We start from the raw sequence: 26,464 nt of genomic DNA on the forward strand, positions 1-26,464 counted from the left end.
TCCCTTAAACTGTTTGTCTACCTTGCCTGCCAGGCTTCGACAGAAGGCCAGAATGAAACGCTACGAACGATTCGCCGACGACATTGCCGAACTGATCCGCTCGGGTGTGCTGGGCCCCGGCCAGCGCGTACCCTCGGTACGCTATGCCAGCCAGACTCACGGGGTCAGTCCGTCCACGGTGTTCCAGGCCTATTACCTGCTTGAGCGGCGCGGGCTGATCCGCGCACGGCCGCGCTCGGGGTATTTCGTCAACGCCCATGCACCGCGCCAGTTCAGTGAGCCGCAGGCGTTGCAGCCGGTCAGCGAGTCCACCGATGTCGACGTCAGCGCGTTGGTCTTCTCCATCCTCGACTCGATCAAGGACCCCAACACCGTGCCGTTCGGCTCGGCGTTCCCAAGCCCCGAACTGTTCCCGCTGCAGCGCTTGTCGCGCTCGCTGGCCAGCGCCAGCCGCGCAATGGACCCGCGCATGGTGGTCACCGACCTGTCCCCTGGCAACCCCCAGCTGCGCCGGCAGATTGCCCTGCGCTACATGGTCGGCGGGCTCATGCTGCCGATGGAAGAGCTGTTGATCACCAACGGCGCACTCGAAGCCCTCAACCTGTGCCTGCAGGCCGTGACCGAACCCGGCGACCTGGTGGCGATCGAAGCACCGGCCTTCTATGCCTGCCTGCAGGTGCTGGAACGGCTGAAACTCAAAGCGGTGGAAATCCCCGTTCACCCGCGCGAGGGCATGGACCTGAGCGTGCTGGCGCAGACCCTGGAGAAGCACCCGGTCAGGGCCGTATGGTGCATGACCAACTTCCAGAACCCGGTGGGCGCGAGCATGCCGGAGGCCAAGAAGCAGGCGCTGGTCGAGCTGCTGGCACGCCACCAGGTGCCGCTGATTGAAGACGACGTCTATGCCGAACTGTATTACGCGCAACAGGCGCCCAAGCCAGCCAAGGCCTTCGATACGCAGGGCCTGGTGATGCACTGCGGTTCGTTCGCCAAGAGCCTGGCGCCCGGCTACAGGATCGGTTGGGTGGCCGCCGGGCGCTTCGCCCAGAAGATCGAACGGCTCAAGCTGATGACCTCGCTGTGCGCCTCGATGCCCGCCCAGGCAGCCATCGCCGACTACCTGCAGCACGGTGGCTATGACCGCCACCTGCGCAAGCTGCGTTACGCCCTGGAAGGCCAGCAAGCCAACATGCTCGCAGCCATTTCCCGGTACTTTCCGGCACAGACGCGGGTCAGCCAGCCCTCCGGCGGCTACTTCCTGTGGCTCGAACTGCCAGAGCAGATGGACGCACTGAAGCTGTTCCACATGGCCTTGGCCCAAGGCATCAGCGTTGCGCCCGGGCCGATCTTCTCGCCAACTCGACGCTTCGGCAATTGCATCCGCCTGAATTACGGTAGCCCCTGGCATGACGGTGCCGAACGGGCGATGGAGACCCTGGGGCGCATCATTCGTTCATTCTGATGGCTGGGGGCATTGAGACACGACTATAGTTTGTGCGAATTGTTCAACGGATCGAACAGCATGCCGCCAGTCACTCAACCCTCCTACCAGCAGCTGCAGGCACGTGTCGCAGAGTTGGAAGCTCTGCTGACCGAGCGCGAGGACATCGCGCAGGCCAACAACAAACTGCTCGGTCAACTGGTCGACAGCAGCCTGGCCAACGTGTTTGCGGCCGACCGAAAGATGCGCCTGGTGGCAATCAACCGCACTGCCCGCGAAACCTTCCAGCGTTTGCGCGGTTTTGTGCCACAGATCGGCGATTACATTCCGCAGTTCCTTGCCAACCAACCGGACATCATGGGCCGGTTGGCCCCGGTATGGCCGCGCCTGCTGGCCGGCGAAGCGTTCATCGATACCATCTCCCTCGGGCCACCTGACGACCTGCGCCACTACGAAATCCGCTACAACCCGCTGCGCGATGAGCAGCAGCGCATTCAGGGTGGCTACATGTTCGCCTATGACATCACCGAACGGGTTGCCGAGCAGGGGCGCCTGCGCCAAACCGAAGATGCCCTGCGCCAATCGCAGAAAATGGAAGCGGTCGGCCAGTTGACCGGCGGCATTGCCCATGACTTCAACAACCTGCTGGGGAGCATGCTTGGCGCACTGGAGTTGGCCGAGCAACGCCTGGGCCAACAGCGCTACTTCGACACTGCCAGGATGCTCGACGTCGGCAAGCACAACGCATTGCGCGCGGCGTCGCTGGTGCAACGCCTGCTGGCATTTTCGCGCCAGCAGACACTGTTGGCGCAACCGGTCGACGTGCAGTTGCTGGTGGCTGACATGAACGACCTGATCCGTAGCTCGATTGATTCGCACATCGACTTCCAGGACCTGACCCAGGCAGGACTGTGGTCGATCTGCATCGACCCTCAGCAGCTGGAAAATGCCCTGCTCAACCTGTGCATCAACGCCCGCGACGCCATGCCGCTGGGCGGCACATTGCGCATTGGTTGCGAAAACACCGAACTCGACAAAGACCAGGCGAGCCGCATGGACCTGCCGTCGGGGCAGTTCTTGCATATCCGCGTGGACGACACCGGCATAGGCATGAGCAAGGACATTATGCAGCGTGCGCTTGATCCCTTCTTCACCACCAAGCCCATGGGCCAGGGTACTGGCCTTGGGTTGTCGATGGTCTACGGCTTTGTGCGCCAGTCGGGCGGCCAGTTACGCATCGACAGCACGCCGGGCCAAGGCACCACCGTTCACCTGTATCTGCCTCGAGACGAAAGCATCACCCCGCCAGCGCCCTGTGTGGCACCCGAAGAGATCCTCGAAAAGCCGCAACACAGGCCTTATCGGATCATGCTGGTTGAAGATCAGGCGACCATGCGCCTGGTGCTCAGCGAAGTGCTGCAAGAACTGGGGCACGAGGTCCAGGTTTGCGAGGACGGCCTTAGCGCCTTCAATGCATTGCGGGAGGGGCCGTTGCCGGATTTGCTGGTCACCGATGTCGGCCTGCCCGGCGGCATCGATGGGCAGCAACTCGCCGGGGCCTACCGAAGCCTTGCCAGTGAGGCGCCGGTGATACTGATCACCGGTTATGACATCACCAGCAGCGTGGCCAGCAGTCTGCCTGCCGGCCCTACCGAAGTGCTTTGCAAGCCGTTCGAGCTCAAGGCACTTGCGCAGCGCATCGATCGCCTGCTGGGCGTTGACGCGCATTTGCGTTGAGCGGCTTTTCGCCCTCGCCGTGAACGCGTTAAGCCTTTGTGGCAACGTGCGCTGTCGGGCGAACAGTTCACCTTGACCCAGCATTTAGGCAATGGGGCTGCACAGCGGCATTACGAGCTGTGCTTCAATTGCTTGCGTGCCCCTGATGGCGTTGTTCAAGGCGCCTACCTGTTCGCCTACGACATCAGCGAACGGGTCACGGCCCAACAACGTCTGCTCAAGGCTGAGGAGGCATTGCGTCATGCCCAGAAGATGGAGGCCGTTGGCCACTTGAGTGGCGGCATTGCCCAATACCGCGTACGTCACCCGCACAGCAAAGTACTGTTCATTACGGGTACGATGAAAGCGCCGTACTCAGCAACGGTCAGCCACTGGAGGCTTCCAGCGTGCTGACCAAACCTTTCGACCTGGCTGATTAACTAACGGCCACCGGATAGCGATGGAGCGCAAAGGATGCCCAGTGACTCTCGCTTGAGCACTACCGATGAATTGAATTTTCTACGCCAACGGGTTGATCAACTCGAACGACGCAACACCGAGTTGAGCAGCGAATTGTCGCGGTTGCACGAGCGCACTCAGGAGGCGGAAGGTTACCGATTCCTGTTCGAGAACATGGAAGAAGGCTTCTGCATCATCCAGTTCATCGACGGCCCTCTGGGGCCATTGAGCGACTACGTGCACTTGATGGCCAACCCCGCTTACTGCCGCCATGCCGGGCTGCCCGATGTGGTGGGCCGCACCCTGCGTGAAGTGATCCCCGACGAGGCCGAGGTCTGGCTCGACTATTTCGGTACGGTGGAGCGCACCGGCAACCCCCTGTATTTCGAGCACGAGCTGCTGGCCACCGAACGCTGCCTGGGCCTTGCGGCAATCCGTATTGAGCCTGCTCACCATCATCAGGTTGCGGTCATCTTTCGTGACGTGACGGCACGCAAGCGCGCTGAAAGCGCCCTGCAACACCTCAACGCAGAGCTCGAACAGCGCGTGGAACTGGCCGTGGCGCAGAGCCAGAAGGCCGAGGAAGCGTTGCGCCAGGCGCAAAAGGTCGAAGCCGTGGGGCAATTGACGGGGGGCATCGCGCACGACTTCAACAACCTGCTCGGCGGCATCCTCGGCGCTCTGGAACTGGCCAGAGACAGGCTTGCAGCCGACCCGCGCAAAGCAACGATCAGCCCGCTGCTCGACAGCGCCCACGGTGCTGCGCAACGGGCAGCTGCGCTTGTGCATCGGCTACTGGCGTTCTCCAGGCAGCAAACCTTGCAACCTCGCCCGACGGATGTCGCCGAGTTGGTCAGCGGCATGCTGGACCTGATCAGCCGCAGCACCGGCCCCCACATCGCAATCGACTACCAGTGCAAAGACGCCCTCTGGGCGGTACGTATCGACCCTCCTCAGCTTGAGAGTGCCCTGCTCAACCTGTGCATCAATGCCCGCGATGCCATGCCCAATGGGGGCCGGGTCCGTATCGCGCTGTGCAATACCTCGCTCACGCTTGACCACGCCAGCGAGCTGGAACTGGTACCTGGCGACTATCTGTGCCTGAGTGTCGAGGACACGGGTGGCGGCATGACGGATGACACGCTCAGCCGCGCCGTGGACCCTTTCTTCACCACAAAACCACTGGGCCGCGGCACAGGCCTGGGCTTGTCGATGACCTACGGCTTTGTGCGGCAATCCGGCGGGCAGTTGAAAATCACATCGACGCTTGGGCACGGCACACAGGTGCAGCTGTACCTGCCGAGGTACCACGCGCAATATGCCCCTGCCGCGCTCAAGCCCCTGGCGCCGGCAGCGCGCCCGAGCAGCGGCGCCGCAAAGCGGATCGTCGTGGTCGAGGATGTAAGCGCGATGCGCCTGGTCATTGCAGAAGTGCTGCATGACCTGGGCCATGAGGTGGAAATGTACGAGGATGGCCCCATGGCGATTGCCGGGCTGGAAAACCAGCCGCCACCTGACCTGCTGGTCAGTGACGTGGGCTTGCCGGGTGGCATCAACGGGCGCCAGTTGGCCGACCGGCTGCGCCTACGCTACGTCGGCCTCAAGGTGCTGTTCGTCACAGGTTACGACGAGAGCACGGCGCTTGGCCAAGGCGACCTCGACACGGACATGCGTGTGCTGACCAAGCCCTTCACCCTTGAGGCGCTGGCCGAGCAGGTCGGCCAGTTGCTGGACGGCTGATAGCCCTCAGCGCCCGCCGCCAAGGTCGACGAAGCTGCCGGTGGAATAGGACGCTTTGTCCGAGAGCAACCAGATGATCGCCTCGGCGACTTCTTCAGGCCGGCCACCACGGCCCATGGGCAAACCGGGTTCGAGTTTGGCGACGCGGTCGGGGTCGCCGGAAAGCGCATGGAAGCCGGTGTGTATGTAGCCTGGGCGCACGCCATTGACTCGCACACCGTCCCCCGCCACTTCCTTGGCCAAGCCAAGGGTGAAGGTGTCCAGTGCGCCCTTGGAGGCGGCGTAATCGACATACTCGTTGGGCGAGCCCAGGCGAGCGGCCACCGAAGAGACGTTGACGATAGCCCCGCCCTGCCCGCCATGCCGGCGTGCCATGCGCAGCAGGGCATGTTTGGCGCAGAGCATGGGGCCGACGACGTTGGTCTTCATCACCTTGAGCAGGCGAAACTCGGACATCTCCTCGACGCGGCTTTGCTGGCCAATGGTGCCAGCATTGTTGACCAGTGCAGTGACGGGACCAAGTTCCTGGTCGACGCGCTGAAACAGCTGGATGACCTCATCCTCGACGCTGGCGTCGGCGCGCACGGCGATCACCTCGGCGCCCAATGCCCGCACCTGGCTGAGGATATGCTCGGCGGCCTGGTCGTCGGCGTGATAGTTGATGCAGATGCGATAACCCTGCTGTGCTGCCAGCAGCGCGGTGGCGGCGCCGATACCTCGACTGGCGCCAGTGATGACGATGACATTCTCCATGGGTCTGCCAATGTGTTTGAAAGTGGAGCTTGGACAATAGGGGAAATACCAACTCAAGGGAATGACATCAACCCTGCAAAGCGTGCTATCCCCCCCGCTCTTGATCTGGCTCTTGATCCAGCTCTTGATCTTGATCTTGATCTTGATCTTGATCTTCAGCGACTCAGGAGGCCGAGCGCAGGCGTCTGGAGGGCCAGGTGCGCAGCACCCTTCGGCGTAGCCGAAGGCGCGAGATGTAGGTTTGCGCAGCAAACCGTAGGCCGCGCGGGCCCGGAAGGCGCCGGAGCGAGGGAACCCCGAAGCGCAGCGTAGGGGCCGTATGATGGAGCGCAGCCCTTTTTGGTTACTTTTTGGGGCGTTTGCCAAAAAGTGACCCGCTGTAAGAGCGGAACGGTGACTAAGCGTCACCCTCGCAAATGGACTCCGCCAGATATCAATACCAACCGATCAATATCACCGACTAATATCACCGACCAATATCACCGACCAATATCACCGACCAACCAATCAATGCCCAGCCGAAGCCGGCCCAGCCTTGGCCGTAAACGGCGGCCGCGCAAACCACACCAACAAGATCAACCCAGCAAACACCCACGTCATCATCATGAAGTAGTCCACCGTCGACATCATGTAAGCCTGCGCATTCAGAATCTGCTCCAACTGCGCATAATGCTGCGGGCTAGCCCCCCCAAGCTGCTCGAGCGTATGCCGAGTCGCCGGGTCAAACTGGCTGATGTTCTCGCTCAAGTAGGCATGATGCTGATCAGCCCGGCGAATCCAGATCCAGGTCGTCAACGACGCCGCAAAGCTCCCCCCCAGCGTACGCAGGAACGTCGCCAGCCCCGAGCCGTCGGCAATCTGATGCGGCGGCAGGTCCGAAAGCAGAATGCTCAACGTCGGCATGAAGAACAGCGCAACGCCAATCCCCATGAACAACTGCACCAACGCCACATGCTGGAAGTCCACCTCACTGGTAAACCCGGCACGCATGAAGCAACTGGTGCCAATGGCCAGAAACGCCAACCCTGCCAACAGGCGCAAGTCGAACCGGTGCGCGTACTTGCCGACAAAGGGCGACATGATCACCGGCAACAGCCCGATGGGCGCCACCGCCAGCCCCGCCCAGGTAGCCGTATAGCCCATCTGCGTCTGCAGCCACTGCGGCAGGATCAAGTTGATACCGAAGAACCCCGCATACCCCCCGACCAAGACGATGGTGCCGACCCGGAAGTTGCGGTGCACGAACAACCGCAGGTTCACCACCGGGTGCCGGTCGGTCAGTTCCCAGATCACGAACACCGCCAGGAACACCACCGAGATCAAGCTGCCGATGATGATGAACGACGACTCGAACCAGTCCAGGTCATTGCCCTTGTCGAGCACCACCTGCAACGCGCCGACACCGACGATCAGCGTCAGCAGGCCGATGTAGTCCATCGGCTGACGGCTGGTCACCACCGGCCGCGTGCGCATCTGTTGGCGTACCACGGCGGCGGCGAACAGGCCGATGGGGACGTTGATGAAGAAGATCCATGGCCAGCTGTAACTGTCGGTGATCCAGCCCCCCAGTATCGGCCCGGCAATCGGCGCCACCACCGTGACCATCGCCAGCAGTGCCAGGGCCATGCCCCGCTTGGCCGGGGGGTACACGGCAATCAGCAAGGTCTGGGTCATCGGGTACAACGGCCCCGCCACCACCCCTTGCAGCACACGAAAGCCCACCAGCTCCGGCATCGACTGGGCGATCCCGCACAGGAACGATGCCAGCACGAACAGCAACGTGGCCCAGATGAACAGCTTCACCTCACCAAAGCGCCGGCTCAGCCAGCCCGTCAGCGGCAAGGCGATCGCGTTGCTCACCGCGAACGAGGTGATCACCCATGTGCCCTGCTCGTAGCTCACCCCCAGGTTGCCGGAGATGGTCGGCAAGGCCACGTTGGCGATGGTGGTGTCGAGCACCTGCATGAACGTCGCCAACGACAGGCCGATGGTGGTCAGCAACAGGCTCGGCGGGGTGAACTGGGCGGCGGCCTGGTTGCTCATCGGTGCGCCGTCTTGCCGGATGCGCTGTTGTCGTGAATCAGCCGGGCAATCAGGTGGTCGGCTTCGACCAGTTGGCGGTCATACACCTGGGTGGTGTAGCTGGCCTGTTGCGGCGGTTGCTGGGCCAGGGTCGGGCCGCTCTGGTCATGCAGGTCGACCTCGACCACCGTGGACAGGCCGATACGCAGCGGATGGTCCTTGAGCTGATCAGGGCTCAAGTGAATACGCACCGGTACCCGTTGCACGATCTTGATCCAGTTGCCGGTGGCATTTTGCGCCGGCAGCAGCGCGAAGGCGCTGCCCGTACCTGCACCGAGGCTGTCTACCGTGCCGCTGTACTTGACCTCGCTGCCGTACAGGTCGGCGCTGATTTCCACCGGCTGACCGATGCGCATGTCGCGCAGCTGGGTTTCCTTGAAGTTGGCATCGATCCACACCTGGTCCAGGGGGATCACCGCCATGGTCGCGGTGCCAGGTTGCAGGCGCTGCCCCAGCTGCACGGTGCGCTTGGCGACATAACCGGTCACCGGCGCCACCAAGGTGGTGCGGGCATTGTCCAGGTAGGCCTGGCGCAGGTCGGCCGCGGCCGCCATGACTTCGGGGTGCGAGGACACCACGGTGTCATCGACCAGCGCGGTGCTGGTATTGAGCTGTTGGCGGGCGCTGGTGAGGGCGCTCTGAGCGACGCTCAGGTCGTCGCGAGCGTGGGAGATTTCTTCCGCCGCAATCGCCCCGCTGTCGGCCAGCACCTTGCGCCGGTTGTAGTTGTCCTGGGCCTTCTGCAACTCGGCCTGGCGTGTCTGCAACTGGGCCTTGAGCGCATCCACGTTGCTGTACAGGCCACGCACCTGGCGCACCGTGCGCGCCAGCTTGGCTTCAGCGGACTGCAGCGCCACCTCGCTGTCGGCCGGGTCGAACTGCAGCAACACCTGGCCGGCATGGACCAGGTCGCCGTCATCGGCACCAATGCTGGTGACGGTACCGGTCACCAGCGGGGTGATCTCTACCACGTTGCCGTTGACGTAGGCGTCATCGGTGCTCTCGTGCCAACGCCCGACCAGGGAGTACCAGGCCCAGGCGCCGATGCCGCCAACAATCAACAGCAGCAGCAGGCCGAGCAGCCAGGCCTTGCGTTTGCGCGACGGCTCGGGCGCGTCGGCGGGGGGTGTGGTGTCTGTGGGAGTAGCCATGACAATACCTTGGAAAATGCGTAACAGGGATCAACGATCGCCGAAGCGGCGGATCGTCAGAGGGTCGCCAGCGCTGAGCAGCACCTTGGCCAGCAAGCCCTCGAGGGTCTTGAGTTCTTCAGGTTGCAGCACGCCGCACAACTCGTTCATCGCCGCCGCACCGATCTCTGGCAGCCGATCAGCCAGGCGCTGGCCATCGTCGGTCAGGGCCAGGCGCACCTGGCGGCGATCGTCAGCGCAGCGGTTGCGTACGATCAGGCCCTTCTGTTCGAGGCGATCAAGCATGCGGGTCATCGAACCACTGTCCAGGCCCAGGTAGCGGCACAGCTCGGCCGGGGTGTCGACCTGGTACTGGGTGACGATGATCAACACTTTGAACTGCGCGGCGGTGACGCCCTCGGATTCAAGGTGCCAGTCAAGAATGCGGTCCTTGAGGATCGCCGCGCGGCCCAACAGCATGCCAATGGCACAGGTCTGGAAATTCTCGGGAGAAAAATGCGCCATAGGATCTGCCGTGGGTAATTGTGTGGAAATGTTACTGCCTAGGCAGTGAATGTCAAAGCTTTGATTAGGCTGCTATGCAAAACTTCATGATTTGACGCTCATGACTTGCTGATGTGGTTGCGCTGCTACGCCAACGCCGGCACCGCGCCACAGGCAATCGCCATGCCCACCAGCTCGGCCAGGCTGCCGGCCTGCAGCCGTTTCATCACCCGCCCCCGGTACAAGTCCACGGTCTTCACGCTAACCCCCAACTGCACGGCGATCTCGCGGTTGCTCAGGCCTTGGGCCAGCGGCACGAACACATCGCGCTCGCGCGGTGTCAGGCCATCGATGCGCGCCTGCACCTGGGCCAGCGCCTGGTTGCCCTGACGCGCGCGGCCGGCGCGCTCAAGCGCTTCCTGCACACTGTCGAGCAGCAACTGGTCACTGTACGGCTTCTCGATGAAGTCGCAGGCACCGGCCTTGAATGCCCGCACCACGATCGGCACATCGGCATGGCCGCTGACGAAGATCACCGGTAAGTCCAGGCCCCGCTCCCTCATCAGCTGCTGCACCGCCAGCCCACCCAGCCCCGGCATCCGCACATCCAGCAGCACACAGGCGGGCCCATCATCCCGGCACGCGTCCAGAAACGCCTGGCCACTGGCAAACGACAGGGCCTCAAGCCCCACCGACTGCAACAGCCAGACCGTGGAATCACGCATGCCCTGGTCGTCGTCGACCACATACACTTTCGCTTGCACCCTGACCTCCTCTTATCCCCTGCTCACCGCCAGGCGGCAGCACACTACCAAACCGCCCTGCTCGCCCGCACGTGCCCACACACTGCCGCCAAACCCTTCGACAAGGCTGCGACTCATGCTCAAGCCCAGCCCCAGGCCATCGGCCTTGCTGGTGGTGAACGGGGTAAAAATGTCTTCCAGGCGTTCGGCCGCAACCCCTGGCCCTTGGTCGGCCACCTCCACCAACACCCCATCACCCTCGCGCACGGCGGCCAGGAGGATACGTGACGGGCGTTCGCCATGCTGCTCGCGGTTGGCATCAATGGCGTTGCGCAGCAGGTTCAGCAGCACCTGCTCAAGCAATACCCGATCGGCATACACCGCCGGCAATTGCGCGCTCACGCGCAGCTCGATGCTGACCTGGTCACGCGCCGCCTCCCAGGCACACAGGCGCATGGCCTCGTTGACGACATCCAGCATGTCCAGTGCCTGTAGCCGCCGCGGCCCTTTACGCAGAAACACACGTAGCCGGCGGATCACTTGCGCGGCGTGGGTCGCCTGCTCAGTGATGCGTTGCAGCCCCTGCCCGACCCGCACGCGTGCCTGCGGGTCGCGCTCCAGGCCCTGCAGGTAACGCTGACTGGCATTGGCATAGTTGACCACCGCCGCCAACGGTTGATTGATCTCGTGGGCGATGCCCGAGGCCAACTCGCCGAGGGTGGCGAGCCGGGCACTGTGCGCCAGGTTCTCCTGGGCCTCGATGCGCAAGGTGATGTCACGCGAGACACTGACGATCTCCACCACGGCCCCGGTATAGGTTTCGCGGATGGCGCGGCTGGCGATCTCGAACCAGCGGTAGCCGCCAGCGGCCTGGCGCACCCGGCAGGTCATGGTGTGATAACCGTCCTGGTCCAGGGCGGCGGCCGCTTGAGCCAGCACCTGGCGGCGCTCGCGCGGGTGCAGCAAGGTCCGTACGGCCATGCCTCGCAGTTGCTCGGGCCACAGGCCCAACAGGCGGAACGCCGCCGGTGAGGCATCAAGAAAACGGCCATCGGGGCTGTGCCGGGAAATCAGGTCGGTGGTGTTCTCGATGATCAAGCGGTACAGGCGCCGGGCGCGGCTGGCTTCACGCGCTCCCTGGCGCTCGGCACTGGCGTCACGGCAGCGGCCGAGTACCTGCTGGCCTTGGTCGTCGGGGATGAACGTCCACAGCACGATGCGCTCGCCCACTTCTACTTGCACATCGGCAATTGCCCGGTGCTGTCGCAGGCAGGCGCGCACCAGTGCGGCGCAGTTGGCCGGCAGCCAGCAGGCCAGCGCAGGGCCTTCATCAACCCAGGCCTGCAAGGCCGGGTTGCAGGCCAGCGGCCTGGCATCGGCGGCCAGCAGCAGGCTGGGCTGGGGGTCTTTGGCGAGCAAGGGAGAGAGGGTCTTGTCCACGATGCGAGGCTCGTTGTTATAGTAGTTTTACTATATTGCTATAGTCGATATTCCATCTACCATAGCGACTCGCGTAAAACTGCGACAGGGGAATTGCGGCCAACCGTACGCCTTCCCACACCCTGAACAGAGCTAACAATCAGCCACCGGGGGCCAAGCGCACAGGCTGCGCCTGCCTCCCCAACAGGATTACCGCATGTCGATCTATGCCCAGGGCCTGATGCCCGCTGCCGTCAACCACGTCGCCCTCACCCCACTGAGCTTCATCGAACGCACCGCAGCCGTGTATGGCAACTACCCGGCTGTCATCCATGGCGCCATCCGCCGCACCTGGCAGGAAACCTACCAGCGCTGCCGGCGCCTGGCCAGCGCACTGGCCGGCCGTGGCGTCGGGCGTGGCGACACGGTAGCGGTCATGCTGCCAAACACCCCGGCCATGCTCGAAGCGCACTTCGGCATCCCCATGACCGGTGCAGTGCTCAACACCCTCAACGTTCGCCTGGACGCCGAGGCCATCGCCTTCATGCTGCAACACGGCGAGGCCAAGGTGCTGATCACCGACCGCGAATTCCACTCGGTCATCGAAGCTGCCCTCGCCTTGCTCGAACACCCGCCCCTGGTGGTCGATGTCGATGACCCGGAGTACGGCGAAGGCCGCGCGGTCAGCGAGCTGGATTACGAGGCCCTGCTGGCCGAGGGTGACCCGGACTTCGCCTGGGAATGGCCCGATGACGAATGGCAGGCCATTTCGCTCAACTACACCTCCGGCACCACCGGCAACCCCAAGGGCGTGGTCTATCACCATCGCGGCGCTTACCTCAATGCCCTGGGCAACCAGATGACCTGGGCCATGGGCCACCGCCCGGTGTACCTGTGGACCCTGCCGATGTTCCACTGCAACGGCTGGTGCTACCCCTGGACCATCACCGCCCTGGCAGGCACCCACGTGTTCCTGCGCCGGGTCGACCCGCAGAAGATCCTCACCCTGATCCGCGAACACCGGGTCACGCACCTGTGCGGCGCACCCATCGTGCTCAACGCCCTGGTCAACATGCCTGAGGCCGCCAAGGCTGCCATCGAGCACCCGGTGCAGGCGATGGTCGCAGGTGCCGCGCCACCGGCCAAGGTGATTGGTGCAGTGGAAGAAATGGGCATTCAGGTGACCCACACCTACGGCCTGACCGAGGTATACGGGCCAGTGACGGTATGCGCCTGGCATGAAGCGTGGGACGGGTTGCCGCTCGAGGAACGTGCGCGCATCAAGTCGCGCCAGGGCGTGCGCTACCCGACCCTCGACGGCCTGATGGTCGCCGACCCGCAAACCCTCGCGCCGGTACCGCGTGACGGTAACACCCTGGGCGAGATCTTCATGCGTGGCAACACAGTGATGAAGGGCTACCTGAAAAACCCCGAAGCCACGGCCGAAGCCTTCCGCGGTGGCTGGTTCCATACTGGGGACCTGGCCGTGTGGCACGCCGATGGCTATGTCGAGATCAAGGATCGGCTCAAGGACATCATCATCTCCGGTGGCGAGAACATCTCTACCATCGAGGTCGAGGACGCCCTGTACAAGCACCCGGCGGTGCTTGAAGCTGCCGTGGTGGCACGCCCCGACGAGAAATGGGGCGAGACACCGTGCGCCTTCGTTGCCCTCAAGCCTGGCCGGGAAGACACCCGCGAAGCCGACATCAGCAGTTGGTGCCGGGAGCACCTGGCCGGCTTCAAGGTGCCCAAGACGGTGATCTTCGGCGAACTGCCGAAGACCTCCACCGGCAAGATCCAGAAGTACCTCCTGCGCGACCGGGCCAAAGCCCTCTGACCGTTCATTGGCCTCGTCGTCGGCAATCCGCCGCCGAGGCCAGCACCACACCCGTTGCTTCTACACCTACCGAGCCGCTGATGACCGACTACATCGCCCCCCTGCGCGACATGCGCTTTATCCTGCGTGACGTTTTCAACGCCCCTGCCCTGTGGGCACGCCTGCCCGCCCTGGCCGAGCGCATCGACGCCGACACCGCCGATGCCATCCTCGAAGAAGCGGCCAAGGTCACCGGCCAACTGATCGCCCCGCTCAGCCGCAACGGTGACGAACAAGGCGTGCACTTCGAGGCCGGCCGGGTGAGCACCCCGGACGGTTTCCGCGAAGCCTGGCGCACCTACCGGGAAGGCGGCTGGGTCGGCCTGGGGGGCAACCCCGAGCATGGCGGCATGGGCATGCCGAAGATGCTTGGCGTGCTGTTCGAAGAGATGCTCTACGCTGCCGATTGCAGCTTCAGCCTGTATTCCGCCTTGAGCGCCGGCAGTTGCCTGGCGATCGATGCCCACGCCAGCGAGACGCTCAAGGCCACCTACCTGCCACCGCTCTACGAAGGCCGCTGGGCCGGCACCATGTGCCTGACCGAGCCCCAGGCCGGCACCGACCTGGGGTTGATCCGCACCCGCGCCGAGCCACAGGCCGATGGCAGTTATCGCATCACTGGCAGCAAGATCTTCATCACCGGTGGCGAGCAGGACCTGACCGAGAATATCGTCCACCTGGTGCTGGCCAAGCTGCCGGATGCCCCCACTGGCGCCAAAGGTATCTCGTTGTTCCTGGTGCCCAAGTACCAGGTCAATGCCGATGGCAGCCTGGGTGGGCGCAACGCCGTGCATTGCGGCTCGGTCGAGCACAAAATGGGCATCAAGGCCTCGGCCACCTGCGTGATGAACTTCGATGGCGCCACGGGCTACCTGGTGGGCGAAGCGAACAAGGGCCTGGCGGCCATGTTCACCATGATGAATTACGAGCGGTTGTCCATCGGCATCCAGGGTATCGGCTGCGCCGAAGCGTCGTACCAGAGCGCTGCGCGCTACGCCGGCGAACGCCTGCAAAGCCGCGCCGCCAGTGGCCCGCAGGCACGGGGCAAGGTGGCCGACCCGATCATCCAGCATGGCGATGTGCGGCGCATGCTGCTGACCATGCGCACCCTCACCGAGGGCGGCCGGGCATTCGCGGCCTACGTGGGGCAACAACTGGACCTGGCCCGTTATGCCGAAGATACAGGCGAGCGTGAACATGCCCAACGCCTGGTGGCGCTGCTCACGCCGGTGGCCAAGGCCTTTTTCACCGACAATGGCCTGGAAAGCTGTGTGCTCGGCCAGCAGGTGTACGGGGGCCATGGCTACATCCGCGAATGGGGCCAGGAACAGCGGGTGCGCGACGTGCGCATCGCGCAGATCTACGAAGGCACCAACGGCATCCAGGCCCTCGACCTGCTCGGGCGCAAGGTACTGGCCGATGGTGGCCAGGCCCTGGCCAGCTTCACCGCCGAAGTGCGCGCGTTCAGCGTTGCCGCGCCGCTGCATCGCGAAGCTCTACAGGCCAGCGTTGCGCGCCTGGAAGCGACCAGTGCGTGGTTGCGGGCCCAGGCCAGTGAAGACGCCAACCTGGTCAGCAGCGTGGCCGTGGAGTACCTGCACCTGTTCGGCCTAACCGCCTATGCCTACATGTGGGCGCGCATGGCAGCCGTGGCGCAGGCCAAGCATGAACAAGACCCCGCTTTCCATGGGGCGAAGCTGGCCTGTGCGGCGTTCTTCTTTCAGCGCATCCTGCCGCGCAGCCTTGGGCTGGAGGCAAGCATCCGGGCGGGCAGCGCCAGCCTTTATGGCATGACAGAAGCGCAGTTCTGATCGGCCCAGGGGGTGTGCAGCGCCCCCTGGCATTGCCCGCGAAGGGTTCTCAAACGCTGAAATTCCATTGCAAATCCGACGAAAAACCGTCACAACTGATAGTCATTCGCCATTACCTCGGTTCTCGGGACCCCTTAGCAAGGGTAGAATGCGCAAAACCCGGAGCCGCAATGAACCACGACCGCCTCAATCCCAGCTCAGACGATGCCATCACCGACGCCGCCGCGCATTGGTGCATGCGCCTGCACGCCGAAGATTGCACTGCGGCCGAGCGTGAGGCGTTCGCCCGCTGGCTGGCGGCCGACCTACGGCACGCCGAGGAATACCACGCGATGCTGGAGATCTGGCAAACCGCCGACCTGCTGCCACGCAACGCCACCGTGGTCGATTTCAACCCGCCTGCACGCCAAGCACCGCGGGTACGCAACTGGCGCCCGCTGGCCTCGGCCGCGGCCATTGCCCTGGCGGTGCTGCCCTTGGCCGGCTGGCTAGGCTGGGAACAAGGCTGGCTGCCGAACCACTACCAGCACTTCGAAGCCAGCAACCGCATGCAGACGGTGGAGCTGAGCGACGGCAGCACGGTGGAACTCAACCTCAACACCGAGCTGACCTACCTCAACTACAAAGACCAACGTCAGGTCACCCTCAAGCGCGGCGAGGCGTTTTTCAAGGTGCAGCACGACAGTGCACACCCGTTCATCGTCCGCGCAGGCCGCGGCCAGACCCGCGTCACCGGCACCCAGTTCAACGTGTGGAAGTACCAGGACCAGGTCAAGGTCACGCTGGTGGAAGGCTCGGTGCTGGTCACCAGTGACGGCAGCGCGGGCGGTTACCGCCTCGGCCCTGGGATGCAGGCCAGCTATCACAAAGGTGATTTCGAGCCACAACTGGAGCAGAGCGACGATTACGGCAATACCCTGGCCTGGCGCAGTGGCAAGCTGGTGCTCGACAACCTGAGCCTGGAGCAGGCGTTGCCGGTGATCAACCGCTACCTCGACGCCCCGCTGCTGCTGGCTGATGCCAGCACCGGCCGGATCCGCATCAGCGGCATCTACAACACCCGTGAAGTCGGGCGCCTGGTCAACAACCTGCCCAAGGTACTGCCGGTGTACCTCACCCGCAGCAAGGACGGCAGCACCGTCCTCAACCGCATTTCGCCGCCGCCCGGCAAGGGCTGACGCCTTACAGCGTCATCGCCGCCAACCAGCCGAAGGCCAACAGCGGCAGGTTGTAATGTAGGAAGGTCGGCACCACGGTGTCCCAGATATGGTGGTGCTGGCCATCCACATTCAGGCCCGAGGTCGGCCCCAGGGTCGAGTCCGACGCTGGCGAACCAGCATCCCCCAACGCCCCCGCGGTGCCGACAATACACACCGTGGCCAGTGGGTCGAAGCCCAGCTGCACGCACAGTGGCACGAAGATCGCCGCCAGGATGGGCACGGTGGAGAACGACGAGCCGATGCCCATGGTCACCAGCAGGCCCACCAGCAGCATCAGCAAAGCGCCGACGCCCTTGCTGTGGTCGATCCACTGCGCTGACGCCTGGACCAGGCTGTTGACCTCGCCGGTGGCCTTCATCACATCGGCAAAGCCCGAGGCGGCAATCATGATGAAGCCGATCATGGCCATCATCTTCATGCCTTCGGTGAACAGGTCGTCGGTGTCTTTCCAGCGCACGATGCCAGACAGCGAGAAGATCAGGAACCCGACCATGGCGCCGATGATCATCGAGTTCAGCCACAGCTGAACAATGAACGCTGCGGCGATCGCCAGGCCCGCGACCATCAGGGTCAACGGATTGTATTGCACGCTCACCTGCTCGACCTGCTCGATACGCGCCAGGTCGTAATCGCGCTTCTTGCGGTAACTCCACAACACCGCCAGCAATAGGCCGGCGAGCATGCCCGCAGCCGGAATAGCCATGGCATGGGTGACGTTGACGCCACTCACATCGACCCCGGCCCGGGCGACGTTGGCCAGCAGAATTTCGTTTAGGAAGATGTTGCCAAAGCCCACCGGCAGGAACATGTACGGCGTGATAAGGCCAAAGGTGATGACGCAGGCGATCAGCCGGCGGTCGATGCGCAAACGCGTCACCACATACAGCAGCGGCGGCACCAGCAACGGGATGAAGGCGATGTGGATGGGCAGGATGTTCTGCGACGACACCGCCACCACCAGCATCAGACCGATCAGCAGCCACTTGACCTTGTCGCCATTGGCGTGGCCCTGGCGATCGATCATGGCCAGGGCACGGTCAGCCAGGGCGTGCGCCAGCCCGGACTTGGCGATGGCTACCGCAAAGGCTCCCAGTAGCGCATACGACAACGCCACTGTGGCGCCCCCGCCCAGGCCGCCATTGAAGGCCTTGAGCGTCCCCTCGATGCCCAGCCCGCCGACCAGGCCACCGACCAGCGCGCCGATGATCAGGGCGATGACCACGTGCACGCGCGACAGGCTGAGTATCAGCATGATGCCGACTGCGGCGATCACTGCATTCATGGTTTGGCTTTCCTCGTAGCTGCGGACAAAAAAGCGGGCACTCTGAAGCAGTGGGCGGCAGATGTCAAAAGCGCCACGTGTCGGCGCATTACCCAGCCCCTTCGAGTTTAAATTGAACGTTTGAATAAAGAAAAAAGCGCCACGGCCGACACAGTCGTCAGCCAGCACTATTACAAGGGATTCGCCCATGCCTTTGCGACAACTTTCCATCCAGTGGAAGATCACCCTGCTTGCCGGTCTCTGCCTGGCCGGTATCGTCACCCTGCTCGTCGGCCTCTCGCTGTACCGCATGGACCACAGTTCAGACCTGGTCAAGGCAAGCAGCATGCAGATGCTCACCGAGGCGGCCCAGGGGCGCATCGAGTCGCAAGGTGAAGTGCAGGCCTTGAACATTCGCCGTCAGTTCATGGACGCCTACCAGTACGGCGCCGGCTTCGCCCGCCAGGTACTGTTCCTGCGCGAGCAGGCCGAAAAGCGCTTTCTCGATGCCTACGACCTGCGCGAGGACATGACGCGCCAGGTACGTGCCGCGCTGCAGGCCAACCCTGACCTGCTCGGTTTGTCGCTGGTGTTCGAGCCCAACGCGCTGGACAACAAGGACAACCTGTTCACCGCCAAGCCCGAGCTGGGCAGCAACGAAACCGGGCGTTTCGCCCTGTACTGGTCGCAACCGCGTGCCGGCCAGCTGACGGCCATGGCCCTGCCCGAACAGGACATGGCCAACACCGAGATCGGCCCCAGCGGCCAGCCCGCCAACACCTGGTGGGTGTGCCCGCGCAACACTGGCAAGGTCTGCGTGGTGGAGCCCTACTTCTATGACATCGATGGCCAGCGGGTGCTGATGACCAGCATCGTCTTCCCCCTGGCAGTCAACGGCAAGGTGATCGCCACCCTGTCCATCGACATCAACCTCAACAGCCTGCAGGCCTTGACCCAGAATGCCAGCCGCAGTCTGTACGAAGGCCGCACCACCGTCGGCATCCTCAGCCCGGTGGGCCTGTTGGCCGGTTACAGCGCCGATGCCGGCAAGCTGGCCCAGCGCTTCGACCAGGTCGACACGGCCAAGGGTGCCGAACTGGTGCGCAAGCTGGCCGAAGGCAAGTTGAGCATCCTGCATGACCAGCAGCGCCTCAAGGTGCTTGCTGCCTTCGAGCCGATCCCCGGCGCCCAGCCCTGGGGCGTGCTGCTGGATGTACCGGAAAACGCGCTGACCGGGCCTGCCGAAACGCTGAAGCAGGAACTGGACGCACTGAACACCAGCGGCACCCTGCTGGAGCTGGGCCTGGGCCTGGCCGCTGCGATCGCCGGCCTGCTGCTGGTGTGGTTGATGGCCCGCGGTGTTACCCGGCCGATACTCGGTGTGGCAGCGATGCTCAAGGACATCGCCAGCGGCGAAGGTGACCTGACCCGTCGCCTGACCTACCAGAAGCACGACGAACTGGGCGAGCTGGCGGGTTGGTTCAACCGCTTCCTCGACAAGCTGCAGCCGACCATTGCCGAGGTCAAGCAATCGGTACAGGCCGCCCGAGGCACCGCCGACCAGTCCTCGGCCATCGCCAGCGAAACCAGCGCCGGCATGGAGCAGCAGTACCGCCAGGTCGACCAGGTGGCGACTGCCTCGCACGAGATGAGCGCCACCGCCCAGGACGTTGCCCGCAGCGCCGCCCAGGCCGCGCAGGCGGCCCGTGAAGCCGACCAGGCCACCCGTGAAGGCCTGGCCGTGATCGACCGCACCACCCACAGCATCGACGCCCTGGCTGCCGACATGAACAATGCCATGGCCGAAGTCGAAGGCCTGGCACAGAACAGCGAGAAGATCGGTTCGGTGCTGGAAGTGATCCGTTCGATTGCCGAACAGACCAACCTGCTGGCGCTCAACGCCGCGATCGAAGCTGCCCGCGCCGGCGAGGCAGGCCGTGGTTTTGCCGTAGTCGCCGATGAAGTGCGCAACCTGGCCCGACGCACCCAGGAATCGGTGGAAGAAACCCGCCAGGTGATCGAAGCCCTGCAAGCCGGTACCCGCGAAGTGGTCGGCGCCATGGACAACAGCCACCGCCAGGCCCAGGGTGGCGTGGAACAAGTCGGCCAGGCCGTCACCGCGCTGCAGCGCATCGGCCAAGCAGTGACGGTGATCACCGACATGAACCTGCAGATCGCCTCGGCCGCCGAAGAGCAAAGCGCAGTGGCCGAGGAGATCAACAGCAACGTCGCGACCATTCGTGATGTGACCGAGTCGCTGTCAGGGCAGGCCAACGAATCGGCGCGGGTCAGCCAGTCGCTCAATAGCCTGGCCAACCAGCAGCAGGCATTGATGGATCAGTTCCGGGTCTAGGCCTGAGGCGCGCACTCGTCGCCGCAGAAACCATCGTCCGGCAAGTGAAACCGACCGGCCTGGAGGATTTGATCGAGCAACACCAAGGCGCCCAGCACATTCGGCCGGGCGCCCATGGGTAGCCTGCTGGCGTCGGGCAACGTAGCGTCCCTATACCCCGATTGCATCACCAGCAGGTGCATCTGGTCGGCGTTCAGGTACAGGTGGTGCTGCTCGATGGCATACGACTGGATCAAGGCCAGGGCACCGGTCACCATCGGCGTGGCACTGGAGGTCCCCCCATAGGTGCTGGTGTAGTCGCGATCGTGCCCGTTCTTGTCCTGCAATGCCCCATACCCTAGCGTTGCGACGCTATCCCCCCAGCCATTGAGCATGCGGTAGCGATAGTTGTAATTGGAGTACTGATGCGGTTTGCCATCCCAGGAATGGCAGGCGCCCACCAGAATTGCATCGGCCTCACCATGGTCGTCGAAGTAACGCCACTGCTCCAGGTCGACGCCGTAACCTTGAGTGGTACGGGCGTTGTGATCGGACACGCTGGTACCATTGCACGCCGCATTGAGCACCACGACGCCTCGCTCGGTCAGCGACCGGGTGACATCCCACCAGGTCCTGTCATGCAAAGAGGGCAGGAAGGTCCCCAGGACATTCACATTGGCTGTCTGGCGGTTGACGCCAACGATATCGCCAGCCCTTGCATAAGCCAGCAGCTTTTTCAGTGTCTGAGAATACCCACGTGCATCGTAGGCACGGTTGTCATACAGGAACAACTCTGCGGCATGGCAAATACCGGTCATGCCCAACCCATTGTCATGTGCCAGCAACACCCCCACCGAAGCCGTGCCGTGGTCAGGCTCTGAATCGACTGTTGGCGGGATGACTTTGAGCCTGGGGTTACCACGCAAGTCTTCGTGATTGGCATAGAGCCCACCGTCGGAGAAATGCACGCGTACCCCTCTGCCCTGCACACCCGCCTGCCATGCGTTGCGGATGTTCAAGCCTTTGGCGCTGCTGTCTGGCTCGCTCAGGTAGCGCTGCAGCGCTTCAAAGTCGGGTGTGGGCTGCGCTTGCTCATTGGCATTGGTGCCAGCGGCGTAGGCGCCGCCAGTCAGCAGCGTCGCGATGACAGCGGCAGCAGCGAAGGCCAGCAGATTGCCCGGTTCGAGTTGCGGTGGGAGCAGTGCGGTGTCTTCAACGTACGCAAGCCCATTCAGGCTTTGGACCAGGGCGCTGAAGGTTGCGTTGGGCATGCCCTGCGGCTGCTCGACCCAGTAGTGGTTGGCGAGTACCTGCAAGTGCTCATCCTCACGCTCGTGAGGTTCCAGAAACGGTTGCAGGTCAATGATTTGCTGAAGGCCGGGCCAATCATGGGCCAATGACGAGCTGGCATCAGCTTGCACATCAGCCATGAAACGCGCATGCCCCCCTTCACTGAACACCAGAATCAGCGCGGGGTAACGCTGCCCTTCAGGCAGAGGCGGGAGCGTTGCGCCCTCCTGCGTGGCCCGCCTTCGCCGGGTGTTGGACGACGACAGCGGCACCGTATCAAGAATGCGCCGGGTCAGTTCACCTTCACTGACCTCGATCAGCAATGGCCCCTCACGCAAGGTAGCGTCTGCATCAGCGTCCAGGTCCTGCTTGATGACTTCGCTGTCGATCAGCGTGACCAACGGGGTGATCCTGTAGGTACCTGCCAGCACCTCGCAACTGAGGGTGGCAGGGCATCCATGATTGGCGACCCTGCCACTGTGAACCTGTGAAAGCACGTTAACGCCATCCAGCTGAACCACACCTTCGGGGACCTCGCGCTCAAGTAGATACTGGATGGACTTGACCTTGTGCAGGTCGTCCCCTGTACAACGCACATGAAACTTCCCATCGAACCTGAAGTTGCGGTAATACACGAAATCCAGATTGAAACCCATTGCGTACTCCTGTCAGCGCTACATGCCCAGCGGCCGCGGGCACAGGTGCTTAGCCTTGCAACCTGTATCCAACGCGCCTAGACAGAAGCGGTTCCTGCTGGTGCAGCAGGGGCCGCAGCAACTTCGGCTACAAGTACCTTCGACTACACTTTCGCGGCAACTGGAATGACAACCCACGAGGCCCCGATGAAAAAAATTCCAACGTTGCTGGCCAGCCTGCTGCTCGCCGCCGGCCTGGCCAGCACCGACAGCGCCGCCTCAGCGGAGCGCACCACGCCCATTCAATTTGGCGCCATTGGCTGGGAAAGCGGCGCCCTGACCACCGAAATACTGCGGCTGATCGTCGAGCGTGGGTATGGCTACCCCACCGACACCCTGCCTGGCAGCACCGTGAGCATGGAAGTGGCGTTGGCCCGCAACGACCTGCAGGTGATCGCCGAGGAGTGGGCCGGGCGCAGCCCCGCCTGGGTCAAGGCCGAACAGGCCGGGCAAGTGTTCGCTCTGGGCGATACCGTCAAGCACGCCGAGGAAGGCTGGTGGGTGCCGGCTTACGTGATCGAAGGCGACCCTTCGCGCAATCTCAAGGCCCTGGCGCCGGACCTGCGCAGTGTCGATGACCTCAAGCGCTACCCACAGGTGTTCCGCGACCCCGAGTCGCCGGCCAAAGGGCGCTTCCTCAACAGCCCCAGCGGCTGGACCTCCGAAACGGTCAACAGCCAGAAGCTCAAGGCCTACGGGCTCAGCGACAGCTATAGCAACTTTCGCAGTGGCTCCGGCGCGGCGCTGGATGCCGAAATCGGCTCCGCGATCCGGCGCGGTCAACCGGTGTTGTTCTACTACTGGAACCCGACCCCATTGATGGGGCGCTACAAACTGATACGCCTGCAAGAACCGCCCTTCAATGCCCAGGCCTGGGCCACCCTGACAGATGCCAGCAACCCCAACCCGCAAGGCAGCCAGTCACTGCCGGCCAAATTGTCGATTGGCGTGTCCAAGGCGTTCCACGAGGGTTACCCGGATTTGGTGGCCGTGTTCGAAAAGGTCGACCTGCCGATCGATCGGCTCAACCGCGCCCTGGCCGAGATGAGCGAAAAACGCACACCGCCGAACAAGGCTGCCCTCACCTTCCTGCGTGACAACCCAGACGTCTGGAAAGCCTGGTTGCCGGCAGAGGTCGCCGCCAAGGTCGAGGGCAGCCTATGAGTGGCGGCTTTCCCGAAGCGCTGCAATTTTCCTTCGCTGAACGCGTCAACCAACTGGTCGACTGGCTGGTGCTGAACTACGGCGATCACCTGCGCAGCGTCTCGGACCAGCTACTGCAACTGTTGGTAAGCCTGGAGAACCTGCTGCGCCTGCTGCCCTGGTGGGCACTCTTGCTGCTGGTCGGGCTGCTCGCCTGGCATGCCAGCCGCAGCGTACTGCGCAGCGTGGCGATGGTTACCCTGCTCGCCTTGATCGGCGTGCTCGGGCTGTGGGACAAGCTGCTGCAGACCTTGGCCCTGGTGCTGGTCAGCACCGGCCTGTGCGTGCTGGTCGGGGTGCCGCTGGGCATCCTGCTGGCGTCACGCCCGCTGGCTCGGCGGTTGTTGATGCCGGTGCTGGATGTGATGCAGACACTCCCCGCCTTCGTCTACCTGATCCCGGTGCTCATGCTGTTTGGCCTGGGCAAGGTACCGGCAGTGTTCGCCACCCTGATCTACGCCTTGCCGCCACTGGTGCGGCTGACCGACCTGGGCTTGCGGCAGATCGACCCGTCGTTGCTGCAAGCCGCACACGGTTTGGGCGCCAGCCGCTGGCAGCGGCTGCAGCGCATTGCCCTGCCGTTGGCCCTGCCGAGCATCATGGCCGGCCTCAACCAGTCAGTCATGATGGCGTTGTCGATGGTGGTGGTGGCTTCGATGATCGGCGCGCGCGGCCTGGGTGAGGATGTACTGGCCGGTATTCAGACCCTCAACGTCGGCCAGGGCGTTGAAGCAGGGCTGGCGATCGTGGCCCTGGCCATGGTGATTGACCGCATCAGCCAGGCGTATGGGCAGGTCAAACGCTGATCTCGGCATCTGCCGGCTTGCCGGCGACCGGGCCGGCGCTGACAATGCGCTACCGTCCGCTCAGCCCTGGAGGCTTTCAGCGTGTCCCTCAAAGCCCTGCGCACCTTGGTGACCATCGCCCGCCACGGCACCTTTGCCCGAGCGGCAGACCTGCTCAGCCTCACCCCTTCAGCCGTGAGCCTGCACATCAAGAGCCTCGAAGACGAGCTGCAGGTCAGCCTGTTCGATCGCAGCCGGCGCCAGGTGGTGCTGACCGAAGCCGGCCAGCTGGCAGTAGCGCGCGCCGAGGGCATCCTCGGCGCCTATGACGAATTGGCCGACGCCTTGACCAGTGGCCCGAGCTTGCGCGGCCGCTTGCGCCTGGGGGCGATCCATACCGTGCTGGCCCGGCGTCTGCCCAAGGCGCTGCTGTGGATCAAGACCCATCACCCGCAGTTGCATATCAGCGTCGCTTCAGGCATGTCGGCGGAACTGGCGCGGCGCGTCGAAGACGGCGAACTCGATGCGGCGATCACCACCGAGCCAATCAGCCCCTACCCCCAGAGCCTGGTCTTCACACCCTTGTTCGCTGACCGCTTCTGGGCCATCGCCAGCCCCGAGCTGGCGGGCCAGAGCCTGCCAGCGCTGTTGGCCAGCCAACCGTTTTTGCGCTTCGACAAGCGCGCCTGGGCCGGGCGGCAGATCGAACAGGAGCTGCGCCGCCAGCACCTGCAAGTGAGCGAACAGATGGAGCTGGACAGCCAAGAAGCCCTGGCACGCATGGCGGTGATGGGCCTGGGGGTGGCGATTATCCCCATGGCCGACGAAGACCTGCAACGCTTGCCGGCGGCCACCTGCCTGCCCTTTGGCGAGCCGCAACTGACGCGGCGGGTGGTGCTGCTGGAACATGAAAAAAGTCAGCGGCGCCACTTGAGCGCGGTACTGAAGACAGCACTTGAGGCCTGAGCCCAAAGCAACCGTGCATTTATTCTCAACGGTCGCTGAAGAAAACAACGTTTTTCCAAACCAAAGCGCCCCCGTAGGCTGTAGCAGTACCCGACTACGGAAGGCCGACCATGCTCCACCTGCTGCTGACCACGCTGTTACCGATCATCCTGCTGATCGCATTGGGCACCTTTCTGCGTGTTCGCGGTTTTCTTGCCGAAACCTTCTGGCCCGGTGCTGAACGCCTGAGCTATTACGTGCTGCTGCCGTCGCTGTTCCTCCACGGCCTGGCCACTGCCAACCTCGACGGGGTGCCGGTGCTGGGCATGGTCGGTGTGCTGATGCTCTCGACCCTGCTCGGCGCCCTGCTGTTGGTGCTCTACCAAGGTGCGGTCAACCATGACGGCGCCGATTTCACCTCGGTATTCCAAGGTGGCGTACGCTTCAACAACTACATCGGCGCCACCCTGGCCGCCGGTATCTATGGCAGTGCCGGCATCGCCCTGGCGGCGGTGGCCAATGCCGCCATCGTGCCCTTGGTCAACCTGCTGTGCGTCCTGGTGTTCGCCCGTTTCAGCGCCCGCCACAGCTCACCGGCCACGGTGTTGCGTGCGATTTTCGCCAACCCACTGATCGTTGGCTGTGCCGGCGGCCTGCTGCTGCGGGTCACCGGGCTTGGCTTGCCCGCAGGGCTTGAGCCTACCGTCAAGGCCCTCGGCCAGGCCGCCCTGCCCCTGGGCCTGCTGTGCGTGGGCGCGGCCCTGGGGGGCGCCCGCGTCGGCCAACAGGTGCGCCCGTTGATGGCGGCGTCGGCATTCAAGTTCCTGGTGATGCCGCTGACCACCTGGGGCCTGTGCCGCGTGTTCGGCCTGAGTGGCCAGGCGGCGGTGGTGGCTGTGCTGTTCCAGGCGCTGCCTACCGCATCCTCTTCCTATGTGATGGCCAGGCAGATGGGCGGCAATGCACCGCTGATGGCCACCATCATCGCCCTGCAGACCGTGGCCGCTGCCGCAACCCTTCCTTTGGTGCTAATGCTTACGCTTGGCTAGACTGTGA

19 protein-coding genes and 1 pseudogene are annotated in these 26,464 nt (G+C 63.7%); 12 read left to right on the forward strand and 8 right to left on the reverse strand.

Annotated elements, in window-relative coordinates:
* Window positions 1-52 precede the first annotated feature (52 nt).
* From mapR to HU766_RS21430, 4 genes and pseudogenes are all read left to right on the forward strand, one after another.
* Entirely contained in the window at window positions 53-1,462 is a 1,410-nt protein-coding gene (mapR, locus tag HU766_RS21415) for a GntR family transcriptional regulator MpaR (RefSeq protein WP_186660395.1), read from the forward strand.
* A gap of 60 nt (window positions 1,463-1,522) precedes the next feature.
* Complete coding sequence (locus HU766_RS21420; protein WP_186660397.1) at window positions 1,523-3,178, forward strand: PAS domain-containing sensor histidine kinase; 1,656 nt, start codon at window positions 1,523-1,525, stop codon at window positions 3,176-3,178.
* A gap of 27 nt (window positions 3,179-3,205) precedes the next feature.
* Window positions 3,206-3,466, forward strand: a pseudogene (locus HU766_RS21425) (PAS domain-containing protein); the annotation flags it as partial.
* A gap of 165 nt (window positions 3,467-3,631) precedes the next feature.
* The gene (locus HU766_RS21430) at window positions 3,632-5,356 is read left to right on the forward strand and encodes an ATP-binding protein (RefSeq protein ID WP_186660402.1); all 1,725 of its coding nucleotides are present in this window, start codon (window positions 3,632-3,634) and stop codon (window positions 5,354-5,356) included.
* Between the two features lie 6 nt (window positions 5,357-5,362).
* On the opposite strand, the gene HU766_RS21435 is transcribed toward HU766_RS21430, so the two are convergent.
* The 6 genes from HU766_RS21435 to HU766_RS21460 form a co-directional block, all read right to left on the reverse strand.
* Complete coding sequence (locus tag HU766_RS21435; protein WP_186660404.1) at window positions 5,363-6,109, reverse strand: SDR family oxidoreductase; 747 nt, start codon at window positions 6,107-6,109, stop codon at window positions 5,363-5,365.
* 507 nt (window positions 6,110-6,616) lie between these two features.
* Window positions 6,617-8,152, reverse strand: coding sequence for a DHA2 family efflux MFS transporter permease subunit (locus tag HU766_RS21440; protein WP_186660406.1), 1,536 nt, complete (start codon window positions 8,150-8,152; stop codon window positions 6,617-6,619).
* Window positions 8,149-9,342: an HlyD family efflux transporter periplasmic adaptor subunit gene (locus HU766_RS21445; RefSeq protein ID WP_186660409.1), complete on the reverse strand. Its 1,194-nt coding sequence runs from the start codon at window positions 9,340-9,342 to the stop codon at window positions 8,149-8,151. Before HU766_RS21445 ends, HU766_RS21440 begins: the two co-directional genes overlap by 4 nt.
* A gap of 30 nt (window positions 9,343-9,372) precedes the next feature.
* The gene (locus HU766_RS21450) at window positions 9,373-9,846 is read right to left on the reverse strand and encodes a MarR family transcriptional regulator (protein ID WP_033697451.1); all 474 of its coding nucleotides are present in this window, start codon (window positions 9,844-9,846) and stop codon (window positions 9,373-9,375) included.
* A 125-nt stretch (window positions 9,847-9,971) separates the two neighbouring features.
* A complete protein-coding gene (locus HU766_RS21455; protein WP_033697449.1) occupies window positions 9,972-10,589 on the reverse strand; it encodes a response regulator in 618 nt (205 codons plus the stop codon).
* Window positions 10,590-10,601: 12 nt separating this feature from the next.
* Window positions 10,602-12,008 (reverse strand): ATP-binding protein, encoded by a 1,407-nt coding sequence (locus tag HU766_RS21460; RefSeq protein WP_186660411.1) that lies wholly within the window; start codon window positions 12,006-12,008, stop codon window positions 10,602-10,604.
* Between the two features lie 196 nt (window positions 12,009-12,204).
* On the opposite strand from HU766_RS21460, the gene HU766_RS21465 reads away from it, so the two are divergent.
* The 3 genes from HU766_RS21465 (at window position 12,205) to HU766_RS21475 (ending at window position 16,855) form a co-directional block, all read left to right on the forward strand.
* A complete protein-coding gene (locus HU766_RS21465) occupies window positions 12,205-13,827 on the forward strand; it encodes an acyl-CoA synthetase (RefSeq protein ID WP_033697445.1) in 1,623 nt (540 codons plus the stop codon).
* Between the two features lie 80 nt (window positions 13,828-13,907).
* Window positions 13,908-15,677: an acyl-CoA dehydrogenase C-terminal domain-containing protein gene (locus HU766_RS21470; protein WP_186660413.1), complete on the forward strand. Its 1,770-nt coding sequence runs from the start codon at window positions 13,908-13,910 to the stop codon at window positions 15,675-15,677.
* Window positions 15,678-15,847: 170 nt separating this feature from the next.
* Complete coding sequence (locus HU766_RS21475) at window positions 15,848-16,855, forward strand: FecR family protein (protein ID WP_186660415.1); 1,008 nt, start codon at window positions 15,848-15,850, stop codon at window positions 16,853-16,855.
* 4 nt (window positions 16,856-16,859) lie between these two features.
* Here the strand turns inward: HU766_RS21475 and HU766_RS21480 are convergent, their stop codons facing one another.
* Entirely contained in the window at window positions 16,860-18,179 is a 1,320-nt protein-coding gene (locus tag HU766_RS21480) for a Na+/H+ antiporter family protein (protein WP_186660418.1), read from the reverse strand.
* Window positions 18,180-18,366: 187 nt separating this feature from the next.
* Between HU766_RS21480 and HU766_RS21485 the strand changes: the two genes are divergently transcribed.
* Complete coding sequence (locus tag HU766_RS21485; protein WP_186660420.1) at window positions 18,367-20,511, forward strand: methyl-accepting chemotaxis protein; 2,145 nt, start codon at window positions 18,367-18,369, stop codon at window positions 20,509-20,511.
* Here HU766_RS21485 and HU766_RS21490 read toward each other — a convergent pair.
* On the reverse strand, window positions 20,508-22,436 hold the full coding sequence (locus tag HU766_RS21490) for a S8 family serine peptidase (protein ID WP_186660422.1): 1,929 nt from the start codon (window positions 22,434-22,436) through the stop codon (window positions 20,508-20,510). The two genes, HU766_RS21485 and HU766_RS21490, sit on opposite strands and share 4 nt — an antisense overlap.
* A gap of 186 nt (window positions 22,437-22,622) precedes the next feature.
* Here HU766_RS21490 and HU766_RS21495 point away from each other — a divergent pair, with 186 nt between their 5' ends.
* The 4 genes from HU766_RS21495 (at window position 22,623) to HU766_RS21510 (ending at window position 26,457) form a co-directional block, all read left to right on the forward strand.
* On the forward strand, window positions 22,623-23,639 hold the full coding sequence (locus tag HU766_RS21495; protein WP_186660425.1) for an ABC transporter substrate-binding protein: 1,017 nt from the start codon (window positions 22,623-22,625) through the stop codon (window positions 23,637-23,639).
* Complete coding sequence (locus HU766_RS21500) at window positions 23,636-24,484, forward strand: ABC transporter permease subunit (RefSeq protein WP_033697438.1); 849 nt, start codon at window positions 23,636-23,638, stop codon at window positions 24,482-24,484. The genes HU766_RS21495 and HU766_RS21500 overlap by 4 nt, the downstream gene beginning before the upstream one ends.
* Before the next feature lie 81 nt (window positions 24,485-24,565).
* Complete coding sequence (locus HU766_RS21505) at window positions 24,566-25,429, forward strand: LysR family transcriptional regulator (RefSeq protein WP_186660427.1); 864 nt, start codon at window positions 24,566-24,568, stop codon at window positions 25,427-25,429.
* A 110-nt stretch (window positions 25,430-25,539) separates the two neighbouring features.
* Complete coding sequence (locus HU766_RS21510; RefSeq protein WP_186660430.1) at window positions 25,540-26,457, forward strand: AEC family transporter; 918 nt, start codon at window positions 25,540-25,542, stop codon at window positions 26,455-26,457.
* Window positions 26,458-26,464: the final 7 nt, after the last annotated feature.

The organism is Pseudomonas sp. SWRI77, assembly GCF_014269105.1.
In the GTDB taxonomy this organism is placed as follows: domain Bacteria; phylum Pseudomonadota; class Gammaproteobacteria; order Pseudomonadales; family Pseudomonadaceae; genus Aquipseudomonas; species Aquipseudomonas capeferrum.